The 17,304-nt window shown below is 73.4% G+C and carries 14 protein-coding genes; 5 read left to right on the top strand and 9 right to left on the bottom strand.

Annotation, left to right across the window (positions count from 1 at the left end; translation table 11 throughout):
• Positions 1-39 precede the first annotated feature (39 nt).
• The 3 genes from ACIQOU_RS06110 to ACIQOU_RS06100 form a co-directional block, all read right to left on the bottom strand.
• Positions 40-1,440, bottom strand: a complete 1,401-nt coding sequence (locus ACIQOU_RS06110) for a DUF4832 domain-containing protein (RefSeq protein WP_401534287.1) — start codon at positions 1,438-1,440, stop codon at positions 40-42.
• 201 nt (positions 1,441-1,641) lie between these two features.
• Positions 1,642-1,812, bottom strand: coding sequence for a hypothetical protein (locus ACIQOU_RS06105; RefSeq protein WP_401534286.1), 171 nt, complete (start codon positions 1,810-1,812; stop codon positions 1,642-1,644).
• Between the two features lie 132 nt (positions 1,813-1,944).
• Positions 1,945-2,166, bottom strand: a complete 222-nt coding sequence (locus ACIQOU_RS06100; protein ID WP_401534284.1) for a hypothetical protein — start codon at positions 2,164-2,166, stop codon at positions 1,945-1,947.
• 444 nt (positions 2,167-2,610) lie between these two features.
• Between ACIQOU_RS06100 and ACIQOU_RS06095 the strand changes: the two genes are divergently transcribed.
• Entirely contained in the window at positions 2,611-4,122 is a 1,512-nt protein-coding gene (locus ACIQOU_RS06095) for a carboxylesterase/lipase family protein (RefSeq protein WP_401534282.1), read from the top strand.
• Here ACIQOU_RS06095 and ACIQOU_RS06090 read toward each other — a convergent pair.
• Positions 4,112-5,248 (bottom strand): methyltransferase, encoded by a 1,137-nt coding sequence (locus ACIQOU_RS06090; protein WP_401534280.1) that lies wholly within the window; start codon positions 5,246-5,248, stop codon positions 4,112-4,114. The genes ACIQOU_RS06095 and ACIQOU_RS06090 overlap by 11 nt on opposite strands.
• A 298-nt stretch (positions 5,249-5,546) precedes the next feature.
• Between ACIQOU_RS06090 and ACIQOU_RS06085 the strand changes: the two genes are divergently transcribed.
• Entirely contained in the window at positions 5,547-6,167 is a 621-nt protein-coding gene (locus ACIQOU_RS06085) for a hypothetical protein (protein WP_401534278.1), read from the top strand.
• A gap of 236 nt (positions 6,168-6,403) precedes the next feature.
• On the opposite strand, the gene ACIQOU_RS06080 is transcribed toward ACIQOU_RS06085, so the two are convergent.
• Complete coding sequence (locus tag ACIQOU_RS06080; RefSeq protein WP_401534276.1) at positions 6,404-7,084, bottom strand: TetR/AcrR family transcriptional regulator; 681 nt, start codon at positions 7,082-7,084, stop codon at positions 6,404-6,406.
• A gap of 287 nt (positions 7,085-7,371) precedes the next feature.
• Here ACIQOU_RS06080 and ACIQOU_RS06075 point away from each other — a divergent pair, with 287 nt between their 5' ends.
• Positions 7,372-8,406, top strand: coding sequence for a medium chain dehydrogenase/reductase family protein (locus ACIQOU_RS06075; RefSeq protein ID WP_401534274.1), 1,035 nt, complete (start codon positions 7,372-7,374; stop codon positions 8,404-8,406).
• Positions 8,407-8,488: 82 nt separating this feature from the next.
• Here ACIQOU_RS06075 and ACIQOU_RS06070 read toward each other — a convergent pair whose 3' ends face one another.
• Positions 8,489-9,889, bottom strand: coding sequence for a DMT family transporter (locus ACIQOU_RS06070; protein WP_401534273.1), 1,401 nt, complete (start codon positions 9,887-9,889; stop codon positions 8,489-8,491).
• A 352-nt stretch (positions 9,890-10,241) separates the two neighbouring features.
• Between ACIQOU_RS06070 and ACIQOU_RS06065 the strand changes: the two genes are divergently transcribed.
• Complete coding sequence (locus ACIQOU_RS06065; protein ID WP_401534271.1) at positions 10,242-13,037, top strand: AAA family ATPase; 2,796 nt, start codon at positions 10,242-10,244, stop codon at positions 13,035-13,037.
• Positions 13,038-13,276: 239 nt separating this feature from the next.
• The gene (locus tag ACIQOU_RS06060) at positions 13,277-13,927 is read left to right on the top strand and encodes a molybdopterin-dependent oxidoreductase (RefSeq protein ID WP_401534269.1); all 651 of its coding nucleotides are present in this window, start codon (positions 13,277-13,279) and stop codon (positions 13,925-13,927) included.
• 6 nt (positions 13,928-13,933) lie between these two features.
• On the opposite strand, the gene ACIQOU_RS06055 is transcribed toward ACIQOU_RS06060, so the two are convergent.
• The 3 genes from ACIQOU_RS06055 to ACIQOU_RS06045 are packed head-to-tail and all read right to left on the bottom strand — an operon-like array spanning position 13,934 to position 17,283.
• Positions 13,934-14,251 (bottom strand): SCO4225 family membrane protein, encoded by a 318-nt coding sequence (locus tag ACIQOU_RS06055; RefSeq protein WP_401534268.1) that lies wholly within the window; start codon positions 14,249-14,251, stop codon positions 13,934-13,936.
• Positions 14,252-14,266: 15 nt separating this feature from the next.
• Positions 14,267-14,953, bottom strand: a complete 687-nt coding sequence (locus ACIQOU_RS06050) for a response regulator (RefSeq protein WP_401534265.1) — start codon at positions 14,951-14,953, stop codon at positions 14,267-14,269.
• A complete protein-coding gene (locus ACIQOU_RS06045) occupies positions 14,950-17,283 on the bottom strand; it encodes a histidine kinase (RefSeq protein WP_401534262.1) in 2,334 nt (777 codons plus the stop codon). The genes ACIQOU_RS06050 and ACIQOU_RS06045 overlap by 4 nt, the downstream gene beginning before the upstream one ends.
• Positions 17,284-17,304 lie beyond the last annotated feature (21 nt).

The raw sequence follows: 17,304 nt of genomic DNA, 5'->3' as shown, positions 1-17,304 counted from the left end.
GCGCGGCCCGCCGGTCGCGCGGCGGGGGCCCGGCGGCGGTCAGGTCACGGTGAGGGTGTGCAGCAGGTCGTTGTAGCCGGTGGCGGCCTCCCAAGTGCCTTGGTTGGCAAGCCTGATGGAGTACTCGGGCCGGGTGGGGAGCTGCGGGTCGGGGAGGTTGAGCAGCATGCGGTAGCTGCCGGCCGGGAGGTCGGCGGGCAGGGTCGGGGTGCGGTCGACCGTGGTGGTGGTGCCGGGCGCCCACCGGCGCGGGTCGCCGGTCAGCGGGAGCCGGTACACCTGGGAGGTGGCGGTGTTGCGCAGGACGAGTTCGAGGCCGCGCGGGTTGAACGGCGCCGCGAACCCGTCGTTCTTGACGGTGAGGTGCACCGGCAGGGAGCCGCCCCGGCTGGCGGTGTCCGGGTAGGTGCCGTTCTGGAGGGCGAAGCGGTAGCCGAGGTTCCTGGTGATCTCGGGCAGGCAACCACCGCTGCGCCAGCCGTTGATGACGTTCGGCTCGTAGTCGGTGTTGAGGTACGACCAGTGGAACATCCGCAGCTCGGAGAGGGTGGTGGGGCAGTCCGTCCGGGGCGCGTTGACGCCGCAGGTCTCGCCGCCCATCGCGAGCGCGGACGTCTCGGCGGCCAGGTAGGGGTATTCGACGGCGGTGTTCTCGTAGGTGCCGTAGTCGTCGGCGCTGGCGAGGAAGCAGTCGTTGTGGTGACCGAGGCGCGCGGCCGGCGTGCCGTTGTACGCCTGGTCGGCCGGGAGCGCGGTGGCGCCGTACATCGTGCGCTTGTATGCGGGCGTGCGCAGCTGCACCATGCGGGTCGACGGCAGCGCGCTGAGCGTCTTGTCGACGACGGCCTTGCGGTTGGCCCGGTCGGCGGTGGTCAGGTTGCCCGCGTTGCCGAAGTTCTTGGTGTAGTAGCCCTCGCCCCAGGCGCCGACGAAGCCGGCCTGGACGACGTCGATGACGTCGCTGCCCGCGCTCAAGTAGGGCGCCAGCTGGTCGAGATGGGCCAGGACCCGGTCCTTGGTGGCGTCGTCGCCGTCGGCGGAGTCGGTGTAGGCGAACCGGACGATCAGCTTGACCCCGGCGCTGCGGGCGGCGGCGAACTGCCGCTGGAGCCGGTCCAGTTGGCCCTGGCTGATGGGGCTGTTCCTGAACTCTTCCAGGTAGAAGACGCACATCACCAGCGAGATGCCCTCGTCGGTGCGGTACTTCTGGAGGGTGGCGGCGCTGAAGTCGTTCTTGTCGCAGCTGTCGGTGTGGTGGTAGAGGCCGCGCTCGGGGTTGGCGAACGTGTCGCCGGTCTGCGGATAGGACACCGCGGCGGCGGTCGCGGCGACCTCGTCCGGCTGGGCCGGGACCGGGGCGGCGCCGACGAGCAGCGCCCCCAACAGGCCTGCCACGGCAAGGCTGTTGAGGACGGTGGGGTGGGGAAGGAGTCTCTTCATCGAGGCGATTCCTGACCTGAGAGGTCCTGCGGGGGCCCGGTGGCCTGGGCGACCGGGAGGATCAGGTGGCGATCCCCTGGATGAACGGAAGCAGGGCCCACAGGGTTCAACTCGCCCTGGAGGATGGTCAGTTGTGCGGGGACGTGACAACATCCTTGTCCCATAGGTGAGTTGGGTCGCGCCGGACGCTGTTGCGTGTGCTCAGCCGTTGAAGGTGTCCGGGTCGAAGCCGATGCGCTCGTCGCGGTTGAGGGCGGAGATCTCGCCCATGTCGCCCGGGCTCAGTTCGAAGTCGAAGAGGTCGAAGGCGCCGAAGCCGAGTTGGGGGATCTGCACGGCGTTGTTGAGGGTGCGGGCGGGTACTGCGGTCACGGTGACTCCCTGCCCCCGGCGCGCCTGTGGCCGCAGATGATCTGCGGCCACAGGGGTGCTGCGAAGGGGGTGCCTACCGGCCCCGGCAAGGGGGTCGGCGGGCGCTCAGGTTCCCTTGGTCCGTCGGTCCCGTCAGAAGGGGAAACGGTGGTTCGGGGCCGCGCCCTCCCAGCGGGACCCGCCACAGCCTTCGGCGTAGAAGCCCTTGCCGTTGGCCGCGCCCGCCACGATGCCGCAGCCCGCGGTCTCGCCGCGCGAGCCGTGGTGGTCGTCGTAGTCGTGGGCGAGCGCCGAACCGGCGCTGCCGAAGATCGCGGCGGCGGCGAGGACGCCGGCTGCCAGAGTGGTGCGCATACGCATGGATACTCCCGATGGAGAGAGGGAAGGACGTGCTAACCCTCCCCGTGGACATATGCGCACGAAACGCCATTCACCTGGACGCCACCCGAAACCACCCGTCTGCCGCTCCCTGCCCGGCGTGTCGCACCCCGGAGGGTGAGGGCTACGTACGAGAGGTGACGGCGCCGACCGGGACGCGACGGCCGACGGCTCCCCTGGGTGACGCGCCTAGGTGACGGCCGAGTCGGCCTCAGAGCGCGGTCGGGATCGGCCTGTCGTCGCGCTTCCCCGGGCCGCCAGATCCCGTTCCCGGGTCCTCTCACCTGCGTCCTGTACGGTGCCGTCGACGCCGGGGTCGCGCGTTCCCTCGGCCTGGAACGCGGGGTAGAGCCTCGTGGCAGGTCCGACAAAGGGGGCGCCGCACCCGGAACTCCCGCTGCCCACTCGGAGGACGCCCCGATGACGACGGACCCCCACGCTCCGTTCACCGCCCGCACCACGCACGGTGCGGTGCGCGGAACCCGCACCGACGGCACGGCGGGCGTGTTCGCCGGTATACCGTTCGCGGCGCCGCCGGTCGGCCCGCTGCGGCTGCGTCCACCGCAGCCGCCCACCCCGTGGGAGGGCGTGCGCGAGGCCACCGCGTTCCCCGCCGGACCCGCGCAGCGCGGCGCGGACGGCCCCGGCGGCTGGGAGACGTCCGAGGACTGCCTGTACCTCAACGTGTGGACACCCGACGTCGACGGCCGACGCCCGGTGCTGGTGTGGATCTACGGCGGCGGCTTCGAACTCGGCACGGCCTCACCGCCGTTGACCGACGGCGGGGCGCTCTCGCGGCTGACCGGTGCGGTGGTGGTGGCGCCCAACTACCGGGTCGGCGCGCTCGGTTGGCTCACCCCGGCCGGGCCGGACGCGCAGCGGTGGGCCGACAGCGCCAACCTCGGCCTCCAGGACCAGACGGCGGCGATGCGCTGGATCAGCGACAACATCGGTGCGTTCGGCGGCGATCCGGACAACGTCACCATCGCCGGGCACTCGGCGGGCGCCTTCTCGATCGGCGCGCTGCTGGCGCGGCCCGCCGCACGCGGAACGTTCCACAAGGCGATCCTGCACAGTGGCAGCATCGGCCGCGTCTACCCGGCCGACCTGTCCGCCTCCCTCACCGAGGAACTCCTCGCCGAGGTCGGGGCCAAGGACCTGGACGAGCTGTCCTCCGCCCCGCTCGACCGCATTCTCGATGCCCAACACACGCTGATCGACCAGGACTTCGGCGTCCGTAACCTGCCCGGCGGCCGGGCCTGGGGCCTCGTGCTCGACGGCACGGTCCTCACCGAGGACCCGGCCGAGGCCATCGCGGCGGGCGCGGCGGCCGGTGTTCCGCTGCTGATCGGCGCGGACCGCGACGAGTTCCGGACCTTCCAGTACCTCTTCAACAGCGAGTTCTACCGCCACCCGGCCGACGAACAGGCCCTGTTGGCGGAGATGGAGAGCGCCGGGGTGGAGCACCCCCGCGAACTGCTGGCCGCCTACCGCGCCCAACTCCCCTCCCCCACCACGCCGGACAGCCCCCGGCGCTCCGAACTCTCCGACCTGCGCACCCTGTTCCTCTCCGACGCCGTCTACCGGCGCCGCGCGACCCGGCTGGCCCGCGTCCAGACAGCCGCGGGCGGCACCGCGTACACCTACCTGTTCGCGGCCGAGCCCCTCGGCCCGCAGTACGGGGCGTTCCACGGGTGCGAGCGCTTCTACGCGTTCGACCAGCTGGCGGCCCTGCGGATCGACACCCCGGAGCAGCGTGCCGTGCGCGATGCGCTCACCGGGGCCTGGTCGGCGTTCCTGGCCGACGGCGACCCCGGCTGGCCCGCCTACGACGAGGAGCGTGCCGACAGCACCCGGCTGATCGGCGGTGCCGTGCCCTTCGTCGAGGAACCGCCGGCCGAGGTGGCCCGCCGGTGGCCGCTCACGCCCTGACGAGCCGCCACAGCGAGGTGACCTCCGCGGCGCGGGCGGCGTGGAGGGGGTCGGCGGTGTCCCGGGCGCGGGGATGTCCCGGCCGGGTGCCGATCCGGTCGACCACGCGCAGGCCCGCTGTCTCGATGGTCGCCAACAGCTCGGCGCGTGTGCGGAGTTGGAGGTGTTCGGCCAGGTCCGAGAGGACGAGCCAGCCCTCGCCTCCCGGTGCGAGGTGCGCGCCGAGCCCGTCCAGGAAGTCGTGCAGCATGGCGCCGCCCGGGTCGTAGACACCGTGTTCCACGGCGGAGGTCGGACGGGCGGGAATCCAGGGCGGGTTGCACACGACGAGGTCCGCCCGGCCGTCGGGGAAGAGGGCGGGGCCGACGACGTCGACGCGTCCGGCGAGGCCCAGCCGGCTCACGTTGGCGCGGGCGCAGGCCAGGGCGCGGGGGCTGATGTCGGTGGCCACGACGTGCGCGAAACCCCGGCGGGCGAGGACGGCCGCGAGCACTCCGGTGCCGGTCCCGAGATCGAACGCCGTTCGCCTACAGGGGAGTTGGGGGCCGGTCGGGGTGGACAGGGGTGCGTGGGCGACGAGGTCGACGTACTCGCCCCTGACCGGTGAGAACACCCCGTGGTGCGGGTGGACGCGGGCGCCGAGGGCCGGTACCTCGACGCCCTTGCGGCGCCATTCGTGTGCGCCGACGACGCCCAGCAGTTCGGTGAGCGAGACGGCCATCGGCCCGGTGGGCGGGCCGTACGCCTCGACGCACGCCTGCCGGACGTCGGGGGCGCGGCGCAGGTCGAGGCCGTATTCGTCGTCGAGAAGGACGAGGAATCTGCCCAGGACGCGCGAACGGTGGCCCCGGGCCCGGCGGTTGAGGTGGAAGGAGTCGGCCGGGCCCTCGCCTCGCCGGGGAGGTTTCCGGTCGACGCGGCGGCCCACGGCGTGCAGGAGTTGGCGTGCCTGGGGGAAGTCCCCGCGCCACAGCAGGGCGGTGCCTTCGCAGGCCAGGCGGTGAGCGGTAGCGGCGTTCAGGCGGTCGTCGGCGACAACGACCCGGCGGGGAGCGGGCGTTGCGTTCTCGGAATGCCAACGGGCGGAACGGGGCGTGTGGTTCTCGGTCCAGTGGAGGGTGGCCACCAGTACTCCTCGTGATCGAACGTGCGGGGCACGAAGAGCACTTCGACGAGGAGCGCGGAGCGATGCGCGGGCCGGACGGCCCGTACCGGGGCACGGGCGCGTGGATCGGGTCGGGTGGGGCTACCGCTCCCGCGTCGAAGCGCGGAAGGAGAAGTCGCCGAGAACCATGCCGAGCGTCACGACCAGCCCTTTCAGAGAGATGACCCCAGAGGCTCGCACAGCCCCGTCCGCCCGGGCAAGCCGGGCGGGGCGGTTGGCCGTTCGGGGCGTTGTCAGTGGGTCCGTCTATGTTCGTTGCATGAGTTCTTCCCTGAGCGTCTATCTGCTCGACGTGGCCGCCACGCGCGCCTTGGTCGGTTCCCGCGACGACCAGTTGCTGGAGGTCATCCACAAGAGTTACGCCGACGATCTCGCCCACGACGACGCCTCTTTCTCGCACGCGATAGCGCAGGGCGCGCCCACGGCGTCCGAGGCACTGCACGCGGTCGTGCACGGCGGCCCGTTCAGCGCGAACCGGGACCACGCCTTCCAGTACGGCTACGCCTACCAGCGGTTGTGCTCGCTGACCGGCTCGTTCCTGGACAACAGCTCCTTCACCCCGCACCGGGGCGCCTGGCTCTCGGCGGTCGACGAGGGCCTCCACGCGCTGGGCATGACCGCCGTGTCCGTCGAGGACTTCAGCTACAACGGCCTGCCCACTCCCCTGCCGTACGCCTACACACCGGGCTGCGGTGAGTGGACGCCCGATCAGATCGCCCGGGCACTGGAACAGTTCGAGGAAACGCAGCGGGCGACCGCCGAGTCGGGGCAGGTGCCGCCGCTGGAGCCGGAGGTCGTGGAGGCCGTCATGCAGTGCCTGGGCTGGATGCGCCGAGCGGCCCGACAGCCGGGATTCGGGGTCATCGGGTTCCGATTCTGAGCGGCGGCCACGGCCCGGCGGACGCCCACCTCCGACTCTGAACGCCGGGGCGGACCCGTCGACATCCGCCTGCGCCCCTGAGCCCCGGGGGCGCATCGGCCGACGCCCACCTCCGGCTCTGAACGCCGGGGCGAACTCAGCGACGCCCGCACCCACCCCGCGCCCACCCCGCCCCGCTCAGAGGCGCGGGTGCCTCGCCCAACCGCCCCGCCCAACCGCCCCGCCCCGCCCCGTCCCTACACGCTCGGCGTGTTGGTTCCGTCGGTGCCGGCCAGGGCCGCTACCTCGGCCTCGAAGTACTGGTCCGGGTCGAAGCCCATGCCCGTGAAGTGGCCGGCGAGTTCGAGGGAGAGGATGCCGTGCACCCGGGTCCAGAAGCTGAGCCCGCGGTGCAGCACCGCCGGCGGGGCGGGGTGGCCGCGGGCCCAGTCGCGGTGGTTCTGGAGATGCGCGGCGAACCGGATGCCGGCCGTGCCCGACGGCGGCGACAGCGGCGCCTTCTGGAACGCGTCCAGCAGCACCGACATGGCCTCCGCGCTGATCACGGTCGTGTCCTCGGGCGCCTCGTAGCCGGGCACCGGCGTGCCGTAGATGAGGAAGTAACGGTGCGGGTCCGCCAGCGCCCACCGGCGGATCGCGTGGGCCAGCGCGGACACGTCCCCGCCTGACGCGGCGGTCGCGCGCAGAGTGTCGGCGAGGCTGCGATAGGCGTCTTTGATCAACTCGGTGATCAGTTCGTCGCGGCTCGCGTAGTAGCGGTAGAGGGCGGGACCGCTCACCCCCATCTGCTTGGCGATCGCGTTGACCGAGAGCGCGGACGCCCCGGCCGTGGCGATCTGCCGCCAGGCGTGCTTCTTGATCTCGGCCCGCACCTGAACGCGGTACCGCTCGCGGGGGGTCTCGGTCTTCGCGCCCATCTCGGCCCGCCTCCTCGTCACACCCCCACATCTGGGGGAGTCCCTCACCTTTTTTGCGGGCCCCTCTAACGCCCGTTAGAGGGTATCACTTTACCTTCAGGGCGTAATTGTCGCTGGTCAGCGACCGGCAGCCGCCCACGTGACAGCTCCGCAGGCAATGCGCGGCAGCGCGTGACACCCCCTCCCGGGAGTTAGAAGGTCTAACGAAAACCATTGACGCCCTCACGCGGCAGTTATAGCTTCTAACTAAAGCGATAGGCAGTAGCACTCACGCACGGAGGCCGGTCATGCACACCGAGCAACTCGTCGAGGTCGTCCTTCCCGGCGTCGTGGAGCCGGAGGGGCTCCAGGTCAGACACGGCGGCACCGTCCCCGCCCCGGGCCCGGGGCAGGTCGTGATCCGGATGGAGGCGACCGGGGTGTCGTTCGCCGAGCAACAGATGCGGCGCGGCCGGTACTTCGACCAGCCGCCCTACCCCTTCGTCCCCGGCTACGACCTGGTCGGCACCGTGACGGTGACCGGCGCAGGGGTCGGCCCCGACCTCGTCGGCCGTCGGGTGGCCGCGCTGGTCAAGGTCGGCGGCTGGGCCAGCCATGTCGTCGTCGACGCGGCCGACGTCGTCGCCGTTCCCGACGGGATCGGGGCGGCCGAGGCCGAGACGCTGGTGCTCAACGGCATCACCGCCTGGCAGATGCTCCACCGCAAGGCCCGCGTCCGCCCCGGCGGTACGATCGTGGTGCACGGCGCCAACGGTGGCGTCAGCTCCGTCCTGGTCCAACTCGCCCTCGCCACCGGCATCACGGTGATCGGCACCGCGTCCACACGCCATCACGACACCCTGCGCGCACAGGGCGTGCGCCCCGTCGACTACCGCGCCGGTGACCTGGCCGCCCGGGTGCGCGAACTCGCGCCGGGCGGGGTGGACGCCGTGTTCGACCACGTCGGCGGCCGGGGCATCGTCGACTCGTGGCGGATGCTCGCGCCCGGCGGCACGCTCGTCTCGTACGGCACGGCCGCGACCCGGGACGATCAGGGGTCCAAGCAGTGGCCCGTGCTCAAGCTGATCGGCCGGCTCTGCTGGTGGAACGTCCTGCCCAACGGGCGGCACACGTCCTTCTACTACATCTGGGCGGGACGTTCGCTGGGCAAGAACCGGTTCCGGGCCCGGTTGCGCGAAGACCTCGCCGAGGTCTTCGCGGCGCTGCAACGCGGTGACGTCACCCCCCGCATCGCCGCCCGGCTCCCCCTCGACCGCGCCGCCGACGCCGTGCGGCTGGCCGAGTCCGGCACGATCGCCGGGAAGGTCGTCCTGACACCGTGAGCGCGGTCGGCGGCGGCGAGGGCAGCGGGGCGGCGGACAGTTCCACGTGTCCCGTGGGCAGGTGGGGGGCGTCGGTCCGGGCTCAGCGCATCGTCGGTGTGGACAGGCGGCGTTCCATCGCGGCGAGGTGATCGGCCCCGCGGTAGGGGTCCTGTTCGTACAACGACCGTAGGGCCGGGGCGAGTTCGGCGACGGTGTCCGGGTCCGTCACGTCGCACCACTCCTCGTAGGCGCGGTCCAGGCAGGTGCGGGTGGCGCTGAGGTCGGTGTGGAAGCGGGCGGCGGCCAGCCAGAGGCGGGCCGAGAGGGCATGGTCGTCGGCGATGCGGGCGACCACGGCACGCACCTCGATCCAGTGGGTGGCCTCCGGGGACTTGGCGCCGTGGACGCGGACGGCGTCGTTCTCCCGTGCCCGGATGAGGGTCTCGACCTCGGCGAAGCGTCCGGAGCGCGCCTGGCGCCACAGGTGGTCGTGGATGTCGCCGTCGGGTTCGCGGCTGCTCAGGGCGAGGAGTTCGTGCTGCGGGAAGGTGAGGGGGACGCGGATCTCGCCGGTGCCCTCGGGGGCGGGTTCGGTGCGGCGGGCGTCCGCGACGACGACCACCGCCACGCCCAGCATGATCATGGCGAGGCCGGGTGCGGCGTTGCGGGAGGGGAGTTGGCCGAGCCAGAGCCAGGCGGTGAGGGCGGCGATGGGCGCTTCGAGGAGCAGCATCACGCTGGCCACGGTGGCCGGGACGCGGCCGAGGGCGTAGTTGAGGGAGAACAGGCCGAGCAGCTGGGGGAAGATCAGCAGCCCCAGCAGGGCGATCAGGGTGTGGCTGTCGAAGGTGAGCAGCGGGGTGCCCTGGATCAGGCAGACGACCAGGAGTTCCACGGTGCAGACCAGGGAGCAGAGGACCGAGAACACCATCGGGGAGACGTCGGGCCTGGCCTGTTCGCTGAGGGCCGTGTAGCCGGCCATGGCGATGCCGCCCGCGAGGGCGAGGCCGTCGCCGAGGAGTGCGCCGCCTCCCGATGTGCCGTCCATGCCGCTGGCGACCGCCGCGCCCGCGACCGACACGGCGAGCCCGAGCCAGGTGGCGCGGGGCAGCCGGTTGCCCTGGAACGTCGAGATGAGCGCCTGCCAGACGGGCTGGGTGGCGACCAGTGCGGTGGCCATGGCGACGCTGGTCATACGGGTGCTGGTCATGAACGTGGCGAAGTGCGCCGCGAGTGCCGTACCGGCGAGGACGCCGTAGACGGCGCCCCGGCGCTGTTCCTTGCGCACCAGGAACCGTTCGCCGCGGAAGACCTTGCGGAATTCGCCCCGGCGGATCAGCAGGACCACGGGGCCGACGGTGACCAGGCCCAGCACGTTGCGGCCGAGGGCGAGGGCGAGCGCGGGGCCCGTTCCGAACGCTGTCATCGGAGCCGTCGCGGAGAAGGCGCTGACCGACAGAAGCATGACGGTGAGGGAGACGGCATCAAGCTTTTTGCGCATGAAGGAGAGCAACCTTTGGGACGAGCAAGGGGAGGGGGAGCGACACCGGAGCAGCCGACATCGTGGCCACCGGTCATGGCCGTCGCGGGGCGAGTCGAGGTGGGGGGACGTCGTCACCGGGCCGGTGTGCCGGATCACGGTCCACCGGCGCGGACGATCCGCACAACGTGGTCGACCACGAGAAGCACCACGAGATCGGCGGCGGGTCGGCGGCGGCCCGCCCCGTGACCTGCCTCACGGGGCCCGGATGAACTGGAGTGGTTTAAAACCCGTTGCACCTCCTGCGCGACGCCACCGACCGCAGACCCGTCTGGAGGGGTGGGGCCGCTCATCCAGCTCAGGAGGCAAGCGAATGTCAGTTCCGGCACGTGAACACCAGGACGCCGTCGCCCTGTTGGCGGCGGAGGCCGGGCGCGCCCGTGGTGGCGCCGGACGTCTGGTGCTGCTGCGGGGGGCCACCGGCACCGGCCGGACCACCGTCCTGGAGCGGGCCATGGCGGACGCGGCCGGGCACGGGATGCGGGTGCTGAACGTGCACTGCTGCGGCACCGATCACCCGGGCCCGCTCTCGACGGTGCTGCAACTCCTGTGCTCGGCACCGGAGTTCGTCGATCTCGCCGTCGACCCGGAGGAGCCCGACAGCGCCGAGACGCTGTGGCGGCTGCTGCGCGGGTACGCCGTCTCCACTCCCCTGCTGCTGGCCGTCGACGACGTCCATCTCGCCGACCCGGCCTCGCGGCACTGGCTGGCGCTGGCCGCGCGGCGCATCGAGCGGCTGCCGGTGCTGCTGGTGGTGACCGAGCGCAGTCAGTACGACGTCGATCTGCCGTCGCCCGGCATCACGCACGCGTTGCCGCCCGCGCTCATCCGCACCCACACGTTGCCTCCGCTGACCCGGAACTCCGGTGTGGAGATGGTGAGTTCGGCCCGGCCTGACGCCTCGCCCGGGTGGGTGGGCGACTGTGTCCGGGCGGGTGCGGCGAGCCCGCTGCTGCTGCGGGCGCTCCTTGAGGACCTGGGCGGTGACGCGGCGGAGACGGTGCCCGAGGTGTGCGCCGCGTTGTACCCGGGGGCGTATCCGGCGGCGGTGAGGTGGTGGCTGGACAACGCCGGTCCGCTGACCCGGGAGGTGGCGCGGGCGCTGGCCGTGCTGGACGAACGGGGGCGCGACCTCACCGGCGTCCACGCGGGGGTCGGCGAGCACCTCGATCCGGCCGGGCTGCTGGCCGGGGTGACCGGTGCCGATCCGGCGCGGGTGCTCGGGTGGGTCACCGCGATGACCCGGCTCGGTCTGCTGCGGCCCGACGCGACCGGGCGGCTGCGATACGCGCATCCGCTGCTGCGGGACGCGGTCCTCATGGCGGTGCCGGAGCAGCGGCGGCAGGCGGTGCACCGGGCGGCGGCCGAGACGCTGTCCCGGCGCGGCGCGACCAGCGAGGCGGTGGCCCGGCAGTTGCTCCAGGCCGACGCGGTGGGTACGCCGTGGGCGCTGGGCGCGTTGGCGGGCGCCGCCGCGCTCACGCAGCGCGACGGGCGGCTGGACGCGGCCCGGGCGTTTCTGCGCAGGACGCTGGCCGAGCCGATCTCGCTGGGGCATCGGCAGCGGCTCCTGGTGGACCTGGGGTCCCTGGAGTACGCGGGCGGGCGGGCGGCGACCGCGTTGCCGAGGCTGGCGGACGCGTTGCGGCTGGCCGAGGAGCTGCTGCCGTCCGACGCGGGGGCGGCGCGGGCCGGGGTGCGGGCGGCGGTGGCGCTCGGTACGGCGCTCGCGGGCCTGGAGCGGACCGTCACCAGCGTGGAACTGCTGACCGACGTGAGCGGACATGTCGAGGACCGTCCGGAACTGGCCGACGTCCTGCTCAGCGCGGCCGCTGTCCTCGGGGACCGGGACGACAGCGTCCGGCCGAGGGCGCACGCCTGGCTGCGCGCGCTGGAGGAACGGCAGCCCGGGAGGGTGGGCGCGGCCGGGCGGGCGTTGCTCGTGCGGCACGCGGCGCTCACCGGGCGGGTCTCGGCGCAGGAGGCGATGGAGCGGCTGCGCACCCTGCTGGCCGAGCCGTCCGACGCGTCGGCGGAACCGTTCCTGGTCGGCACGGCCGCCGCCGTCGCCGTCTGGGCGGACCAACTGGACGAGGCGGAACGGCTCTTGGAGAGCGGCCTGAGCGCGCAGTCGCCGGCGTCGTTGCATCCGATGCTGGATGTGCTGGCCGAGGTCCGCGCCGATCTCGTCGCCGCGCGCGGTGATCTGACGGCCGTCCTGGCGACGGACGAGGTCCGCTCCGGTGGGGCGCGCGACGCCGGTGCGCTCGCCGGGGACGCGCACGCGATCGTCGCCCTGGTGGAGGCGGGGCGCGTCGAGGAGGCGGCGCGGCGGGCGTGGGCCGTTTCGGCGGGGAGCACGCGGGACGCGTGGGGGCAGTTCCGGTTCCGGTACGCGAAGGGGGTGCTGCGGATGGCGGAGGGTGATCCGGCGGGCGCGTTGCACGACTTCCTGGAGTGCGGGCGGCGGCTGCCGGTGCGCGAGACGGTCTGTCCGGTCGTCGCCCCGTGGCGGATCGCCGCGATCGAGGCGCACCTCGCGCTGGGCAACCGTCCGGAGGCGCTCGCGCTGGCCGAGGAGGAGGTGCGGCTCGCCCGGATCTGGGACACGCCCCGCACGACGGGCCGCGCCCTGAACGCCCTCGCGGCGGTGACCGGCGGGCGGCGCGGCCTGACCCTGGCCGACCAGGCGGTGGCGCTGCTGCGGGCAGCCCCGGCGGAAACGGAGCTGGTGGCGGCGTTGATCACGCGCGGGCGGCTGCTGGTCGCCACCGGTGACGCCGGTGCCGCCCGGCACTGTCTGCGGGACGCCGCCGAACTCGCCGAGCGGCTGGGCGCGGTACGGCTGCGGCGCCAAGCCGAACAGGCCCTCCGGGACAGCGGTGCGCGGCGCCCGGTCACGGCCCGTACGGGGGTGCCGGCGCTGACGGCGAGCGAGCGGCATGTCGCGGGGCTGGCGGCGGACGGGCGGACGAACGGTGAGATCGCGGCCATGCTCCATGTGGCCCGGCGCACGGTCGAGACCCATCTCACCAGTACCTACCGGAAGTTGGGGATTCAGAAGCGGGTGGAGCTGCGCAGGGTACTGGAGGGGCAGCGGGGGGTGTGAGGAAGCCTCTCCCCGGGCCCAGCGGCTTGTCGCCGACGGGCTGTGGAGCACCGGCGCGCGGTGGTCCGCCGGTCGCCGGACCGCCGTTCGAGGCCGGGCGTTCCCCGCGCCCCCTCGCGGCGATGCCCAGGCCGGGGCTGTGTGTGACCCCCGGCCGCGGGGGTGCGGGGGAGCATCTACGCTGGTCAGGAGGAAGTGTGTGGCGTTGACGCTGGTGGAGCGGAGAAAGGGGACACCTGGTGGTGAGCGAAGGACAGGGCACGACCGGGGACGCGGCCGGCCCGCCCCGCCGGATTCCGCCGGGTCAGCGCCAGGTCCACGGCTGGCCGGTCTCGCACTACGGCCCGGTCCCCCGCTTCCGCATCGAACGCTGGGACCTGCGTGTCCACGGCGCCACCGCCGACGGCAGCATGCACGTGTGGACCTTCGCCGAACTGTCCGCCCTGCCGCACACCACCCTCGCCGCCGACCTGCACTGCGCGACCGGCCCCACCTCCACCGACCACGAGTGGTACGGCATCCCGGCCCGCGCCCTCCTGGAGCTGGTGCCGCCCGCCCCCGATGTCACGCATGTGATGGCCTGGGCGGAGTACGGCTACTCGGCCAATCTCCGGATCGCCGACTTCGACCGCCCCGACACGCTCCTGGCCACGCACCACAACGGCGAGCCCCTCACCGCCGAGCACGGCTTCCCGCTCCGGCTGATCGTCCCGCACCTCTACGGCTACAAGAGCCCCAAGTGGCTGCGGGCCGTCGAGTACCTCACCGAGGACCGGCGCGGTTTCTGGGAGGAGCGGGGCTTCCACAACATCGGTGAGGTCTGGAACGAGCAGCGCTACTCCCACCAGGAGCAGCCCGGCGACGGTCCCCCGCTCAAGGACGATCTGTAACGGCGGTCAGCGCGACGCCCGCCCGGCTCTCAGCGTGCGCGAGCACCAGCCGATGACGGTGGCGTTCACCAGGGCGCCGAAGACGACGGCGACGACGAACGACCAGGCCTGGTCCGGCAGTACGAGGAAGACGAGGCTCGTCGGGGCCGTGGCCAGCATCGGGATGACGCCCGCCATGGACTCCCCGGTGTCGTCGAACACGGTCACCGCGAACGTCCAGATCAACAGGGCCGCGCAGACACCGAGGTAGACGAGGGCGACACCGTCCGTGAGCAGGTGGCGGAGTCGACGGGTCGGGCGGGGGTGGGTGGTGGGGTCGGTCATGGGTGGGGCTCCTGGTCAACTGGTGTGCGGGGACGGTGGGTTGGGGCGGGCGAGGCCCAGGTCGTAGGCGAGGATCGTCGCCTGGACCCGGTCGCGCAGCCCGAGTTTGCGCAGCAGGGCGTTCACATGGGACTTGACGGTGCCGACGGTGATGCCGAGTTCCCCGGCGATCTCCGCGTTGTTGAGGCCGGCGGCGATCAGGCCGAGGACGTAGCGTTCGCGGGCGGTGAGGCTCTCCAGTGCGCGCGGGACCTCTCCGGAACGGAACCCGGCGCCTGTTCCCGAGGCGTAGTGCCCGATGAGCCGACGGGTGGCGGAGGGCGCGAGGACGCTCTCGCCTGCGGCCACCACCCGGATGCCGTCGAGGAGTTCGGAGGGCTGGACGTCCTTGAGGAGGAATCCGGAGGCTCCGGCGCGCAGCGCGTCGAAGACGTAGGCGTCGAGGTCGAAGGTGGTCAACACCAGCACCCGGGGCGGGTGTTCGCGGCCGGTGACGATCCGGGTGGCGGCGATGCCGTCCAGTTCGGGCATCCGGACGTCCATGACGACGACGTCGGGGGCCAACTCCCCGACGAGGCGCACCGCTTCGGCCCCGTCGGCGGCCTCTCCGACCACCGTCATGTCGTCCTGGGCGTCGATCACGGCGGCGAAACCCGCCCGGACGATGCCCTGGTCGTCGACGACCAGCACCCGCAGGCTCATCGGCTTGTCTCCTCGTCCGCCGCGCACGGCAGCAACAGGCGGACGGTTCCCGCCCGTTCGGTGTCCTCGATGGTCAACGTGCCGCCGAGCGCCGCGACCCGCGCCGCCAGCCGGTCACGCACGCCGGGACGGGCGGCGCCGGGAACGCCGGTGGCCGTGAGCACCAACGTAGCGTCGGCCGCGTCGATCTCGATCAGCGCGGGCTCCTCGCCACCGGCCGCGAGCAGCGTCTCGACGGCGTGATAGGCGGCCAGGTCGACTGCGGTGGGGAGGTGTTCGGGCACCCGTGCGGTGAGCCGTATGACGACGTCGCGGCCGGTGGCCCGGCACTGGTGGGCGAGCAGGTCGAGCGCCTGGAGGGTGGGCTGCGGTCGCAGGGCCGGTTCGTCGGCGCCCTCGCCCTCACGAACCGTGTCGAGGAGGGCGCGCATCGCGGCCAGGGCATCGCGGGCGCGTTCGGCGGTGGTGTCGAGGCGGCCGGCCTCGGCCTGCGTGACCATGTCGGCGGTGCGGGCGAGAACGGTGGTCTCCAACCCGGCGGCGATCCGGCGCCGTTCGGCCCAGGCGTCCCGCACCGCCTCCTCGGTCCACCCGGCGAGGCGCTCCTCGCTCACCCCGCGCGCCTCCCGCTCCCGCCGCCCGCGCCGGGCCCCGTACCAGTGGGCCGCACCCGTCAGGACGCCGGCCCCGCCGACGGCACCGAGGACAACTCCCCACGTGGGGACCGTCGTTGGCCGGTCGAGGACCGCTGCGACGACGGCACCGGCGTGGACGAGGACGGCCGCGAGGACGAAGCCGCGGGCCGACCGTCCGCCGGACCCCGCCGGGTCACCGGACGCGCAGGCCCGGGCCGTCTCCAGGGCCACGGCTGTGCAGGTGGCGAGGGCGCCGAGGGTGACGGGGAGGAGGACCGGGCCGGTGTAGTGGCCGGCCGCCATCGCCAGCGGCCACAGCGGGGCGAGCGCCAGCAGCGCGATCCGGGCGGTGCGGGGCGCCCGGCGCAGCCACAGCAGGGCGACCGTCTGGGCCGCCGCGAGCAGCGCGAACAGCACCCCCGCCGACACCCGCCCGCCGCTCGACGCCTCCCCCGAGCGCACCACCAGGACCGGCAGCAACGGCTGCACGCCCAGGCCGAGCGCGGCGACCAGCTGCGCCACCCGGTAGGACGGCGGCACGGCAGGCTCGTCCGGCGCCGCCGTCCGGCCCGGCAGCACCGCGCGCACCTCCCAACCGCCGTCCGCCGTGGGCCCGCTACTCAACGTGCCGCCGACCTCCCGGGCCCGGGACCGCAGAAACCCCTGCCCGCGCCCGCCGCCGAGCCCGGCGCCGTGCGCCGCCGCACCGGTCGGCGGGGCCGCGCTGGTGACGACGACCTCGGTGCGGGTGTCGCCGTACCGGCACACCACCGCGGTGCGGGCGCCCGGGGCGTGCCGGGCGACGTTGGTGAGGGCCTCGCGGACGATGCCGTGGACCGCGTCGGCGAGGGCGCCGTCGGGCAACGGGTCGATCTCCGCGTCGACTTGCTGGTCGAGGCGGCGGAACCCGGCGATCAGGGACCTCAACCGCTCGTCGGGCGCGGGGAGTTCCTCCCGTGAGGGTGCCGGTGCCCGGACCGCGCCGAGCGCCCGGGTGACCGTACGTCCGGTCTCGACGGCGAACTCCAGTGCCTCGTCGGCGAGTTCGGGACGCCGTTCGCGCAGGCCGAGCGCGGCACCGGCGGTGACGACGACGGCGGTGAGGTGATGGGCGCTGACGTCGTGCAACTCCCTTTCCATCCGGCGCCGTTCGGCCTCGGGGAGCCGGTGGCGTTCGGCTTCGGCGCGCCCCAGACGGAGTTCGGTGGTCCGCCGGGTGCGGTGGGCCCGTCGCGCCCACAGGCCGGTGCCGCAGGCGGTGGCGTAGAGGAGGGCGGTCAGGACGAGGTCGAGTCCGTCGCGTTGCGACAGCCCGTGCAGGCTGAGCCCCTGCACGAGTTGCCAGAACGCGAGCGCGGACACGCTCAGCACCGCGGTGAACGGGTCGCGTTCCCTCGCCACGGTGAACAGCGCGAGGGCGACGCCCGCCGTCCCGAGCACCGCCGTTCCGCCGGCCGGCAGCGGTCCGGCGCCGAGCGCGCAGGCGGCGGCGACCAGGATGAGGGTGACCACCGGCCGGGCCCGGCGTCCGGCGAGCGCGGCGGTCACCGTGCCGGCGACCAGCAGCGCGACGAGGAGCGCGGAGGCGGGCGGCACCGTGCCACGCGCCAGCTCCGCGCCGGGCCACACGGCGGCCTGGGCGCACAGCAGGAGGACCGGGAGCAGCCGGTCGTCGTCTCGATCGATGACGTTCATGATGAATCCAGGCTAGGTGTG

This window comes from Streptomyces sp. NPDC091279 (assembly GCF_044757465.1).
Lineage (GTDB): Bacteria > Actinomycetota > Actinomycetes > Streptomycetales > Streptomycetaceae > Streptomyces.
Note: the sequence above shows the minus strand (reverse complement) of the source record. Positions and strands in the feature narration are given on the sequence as shown.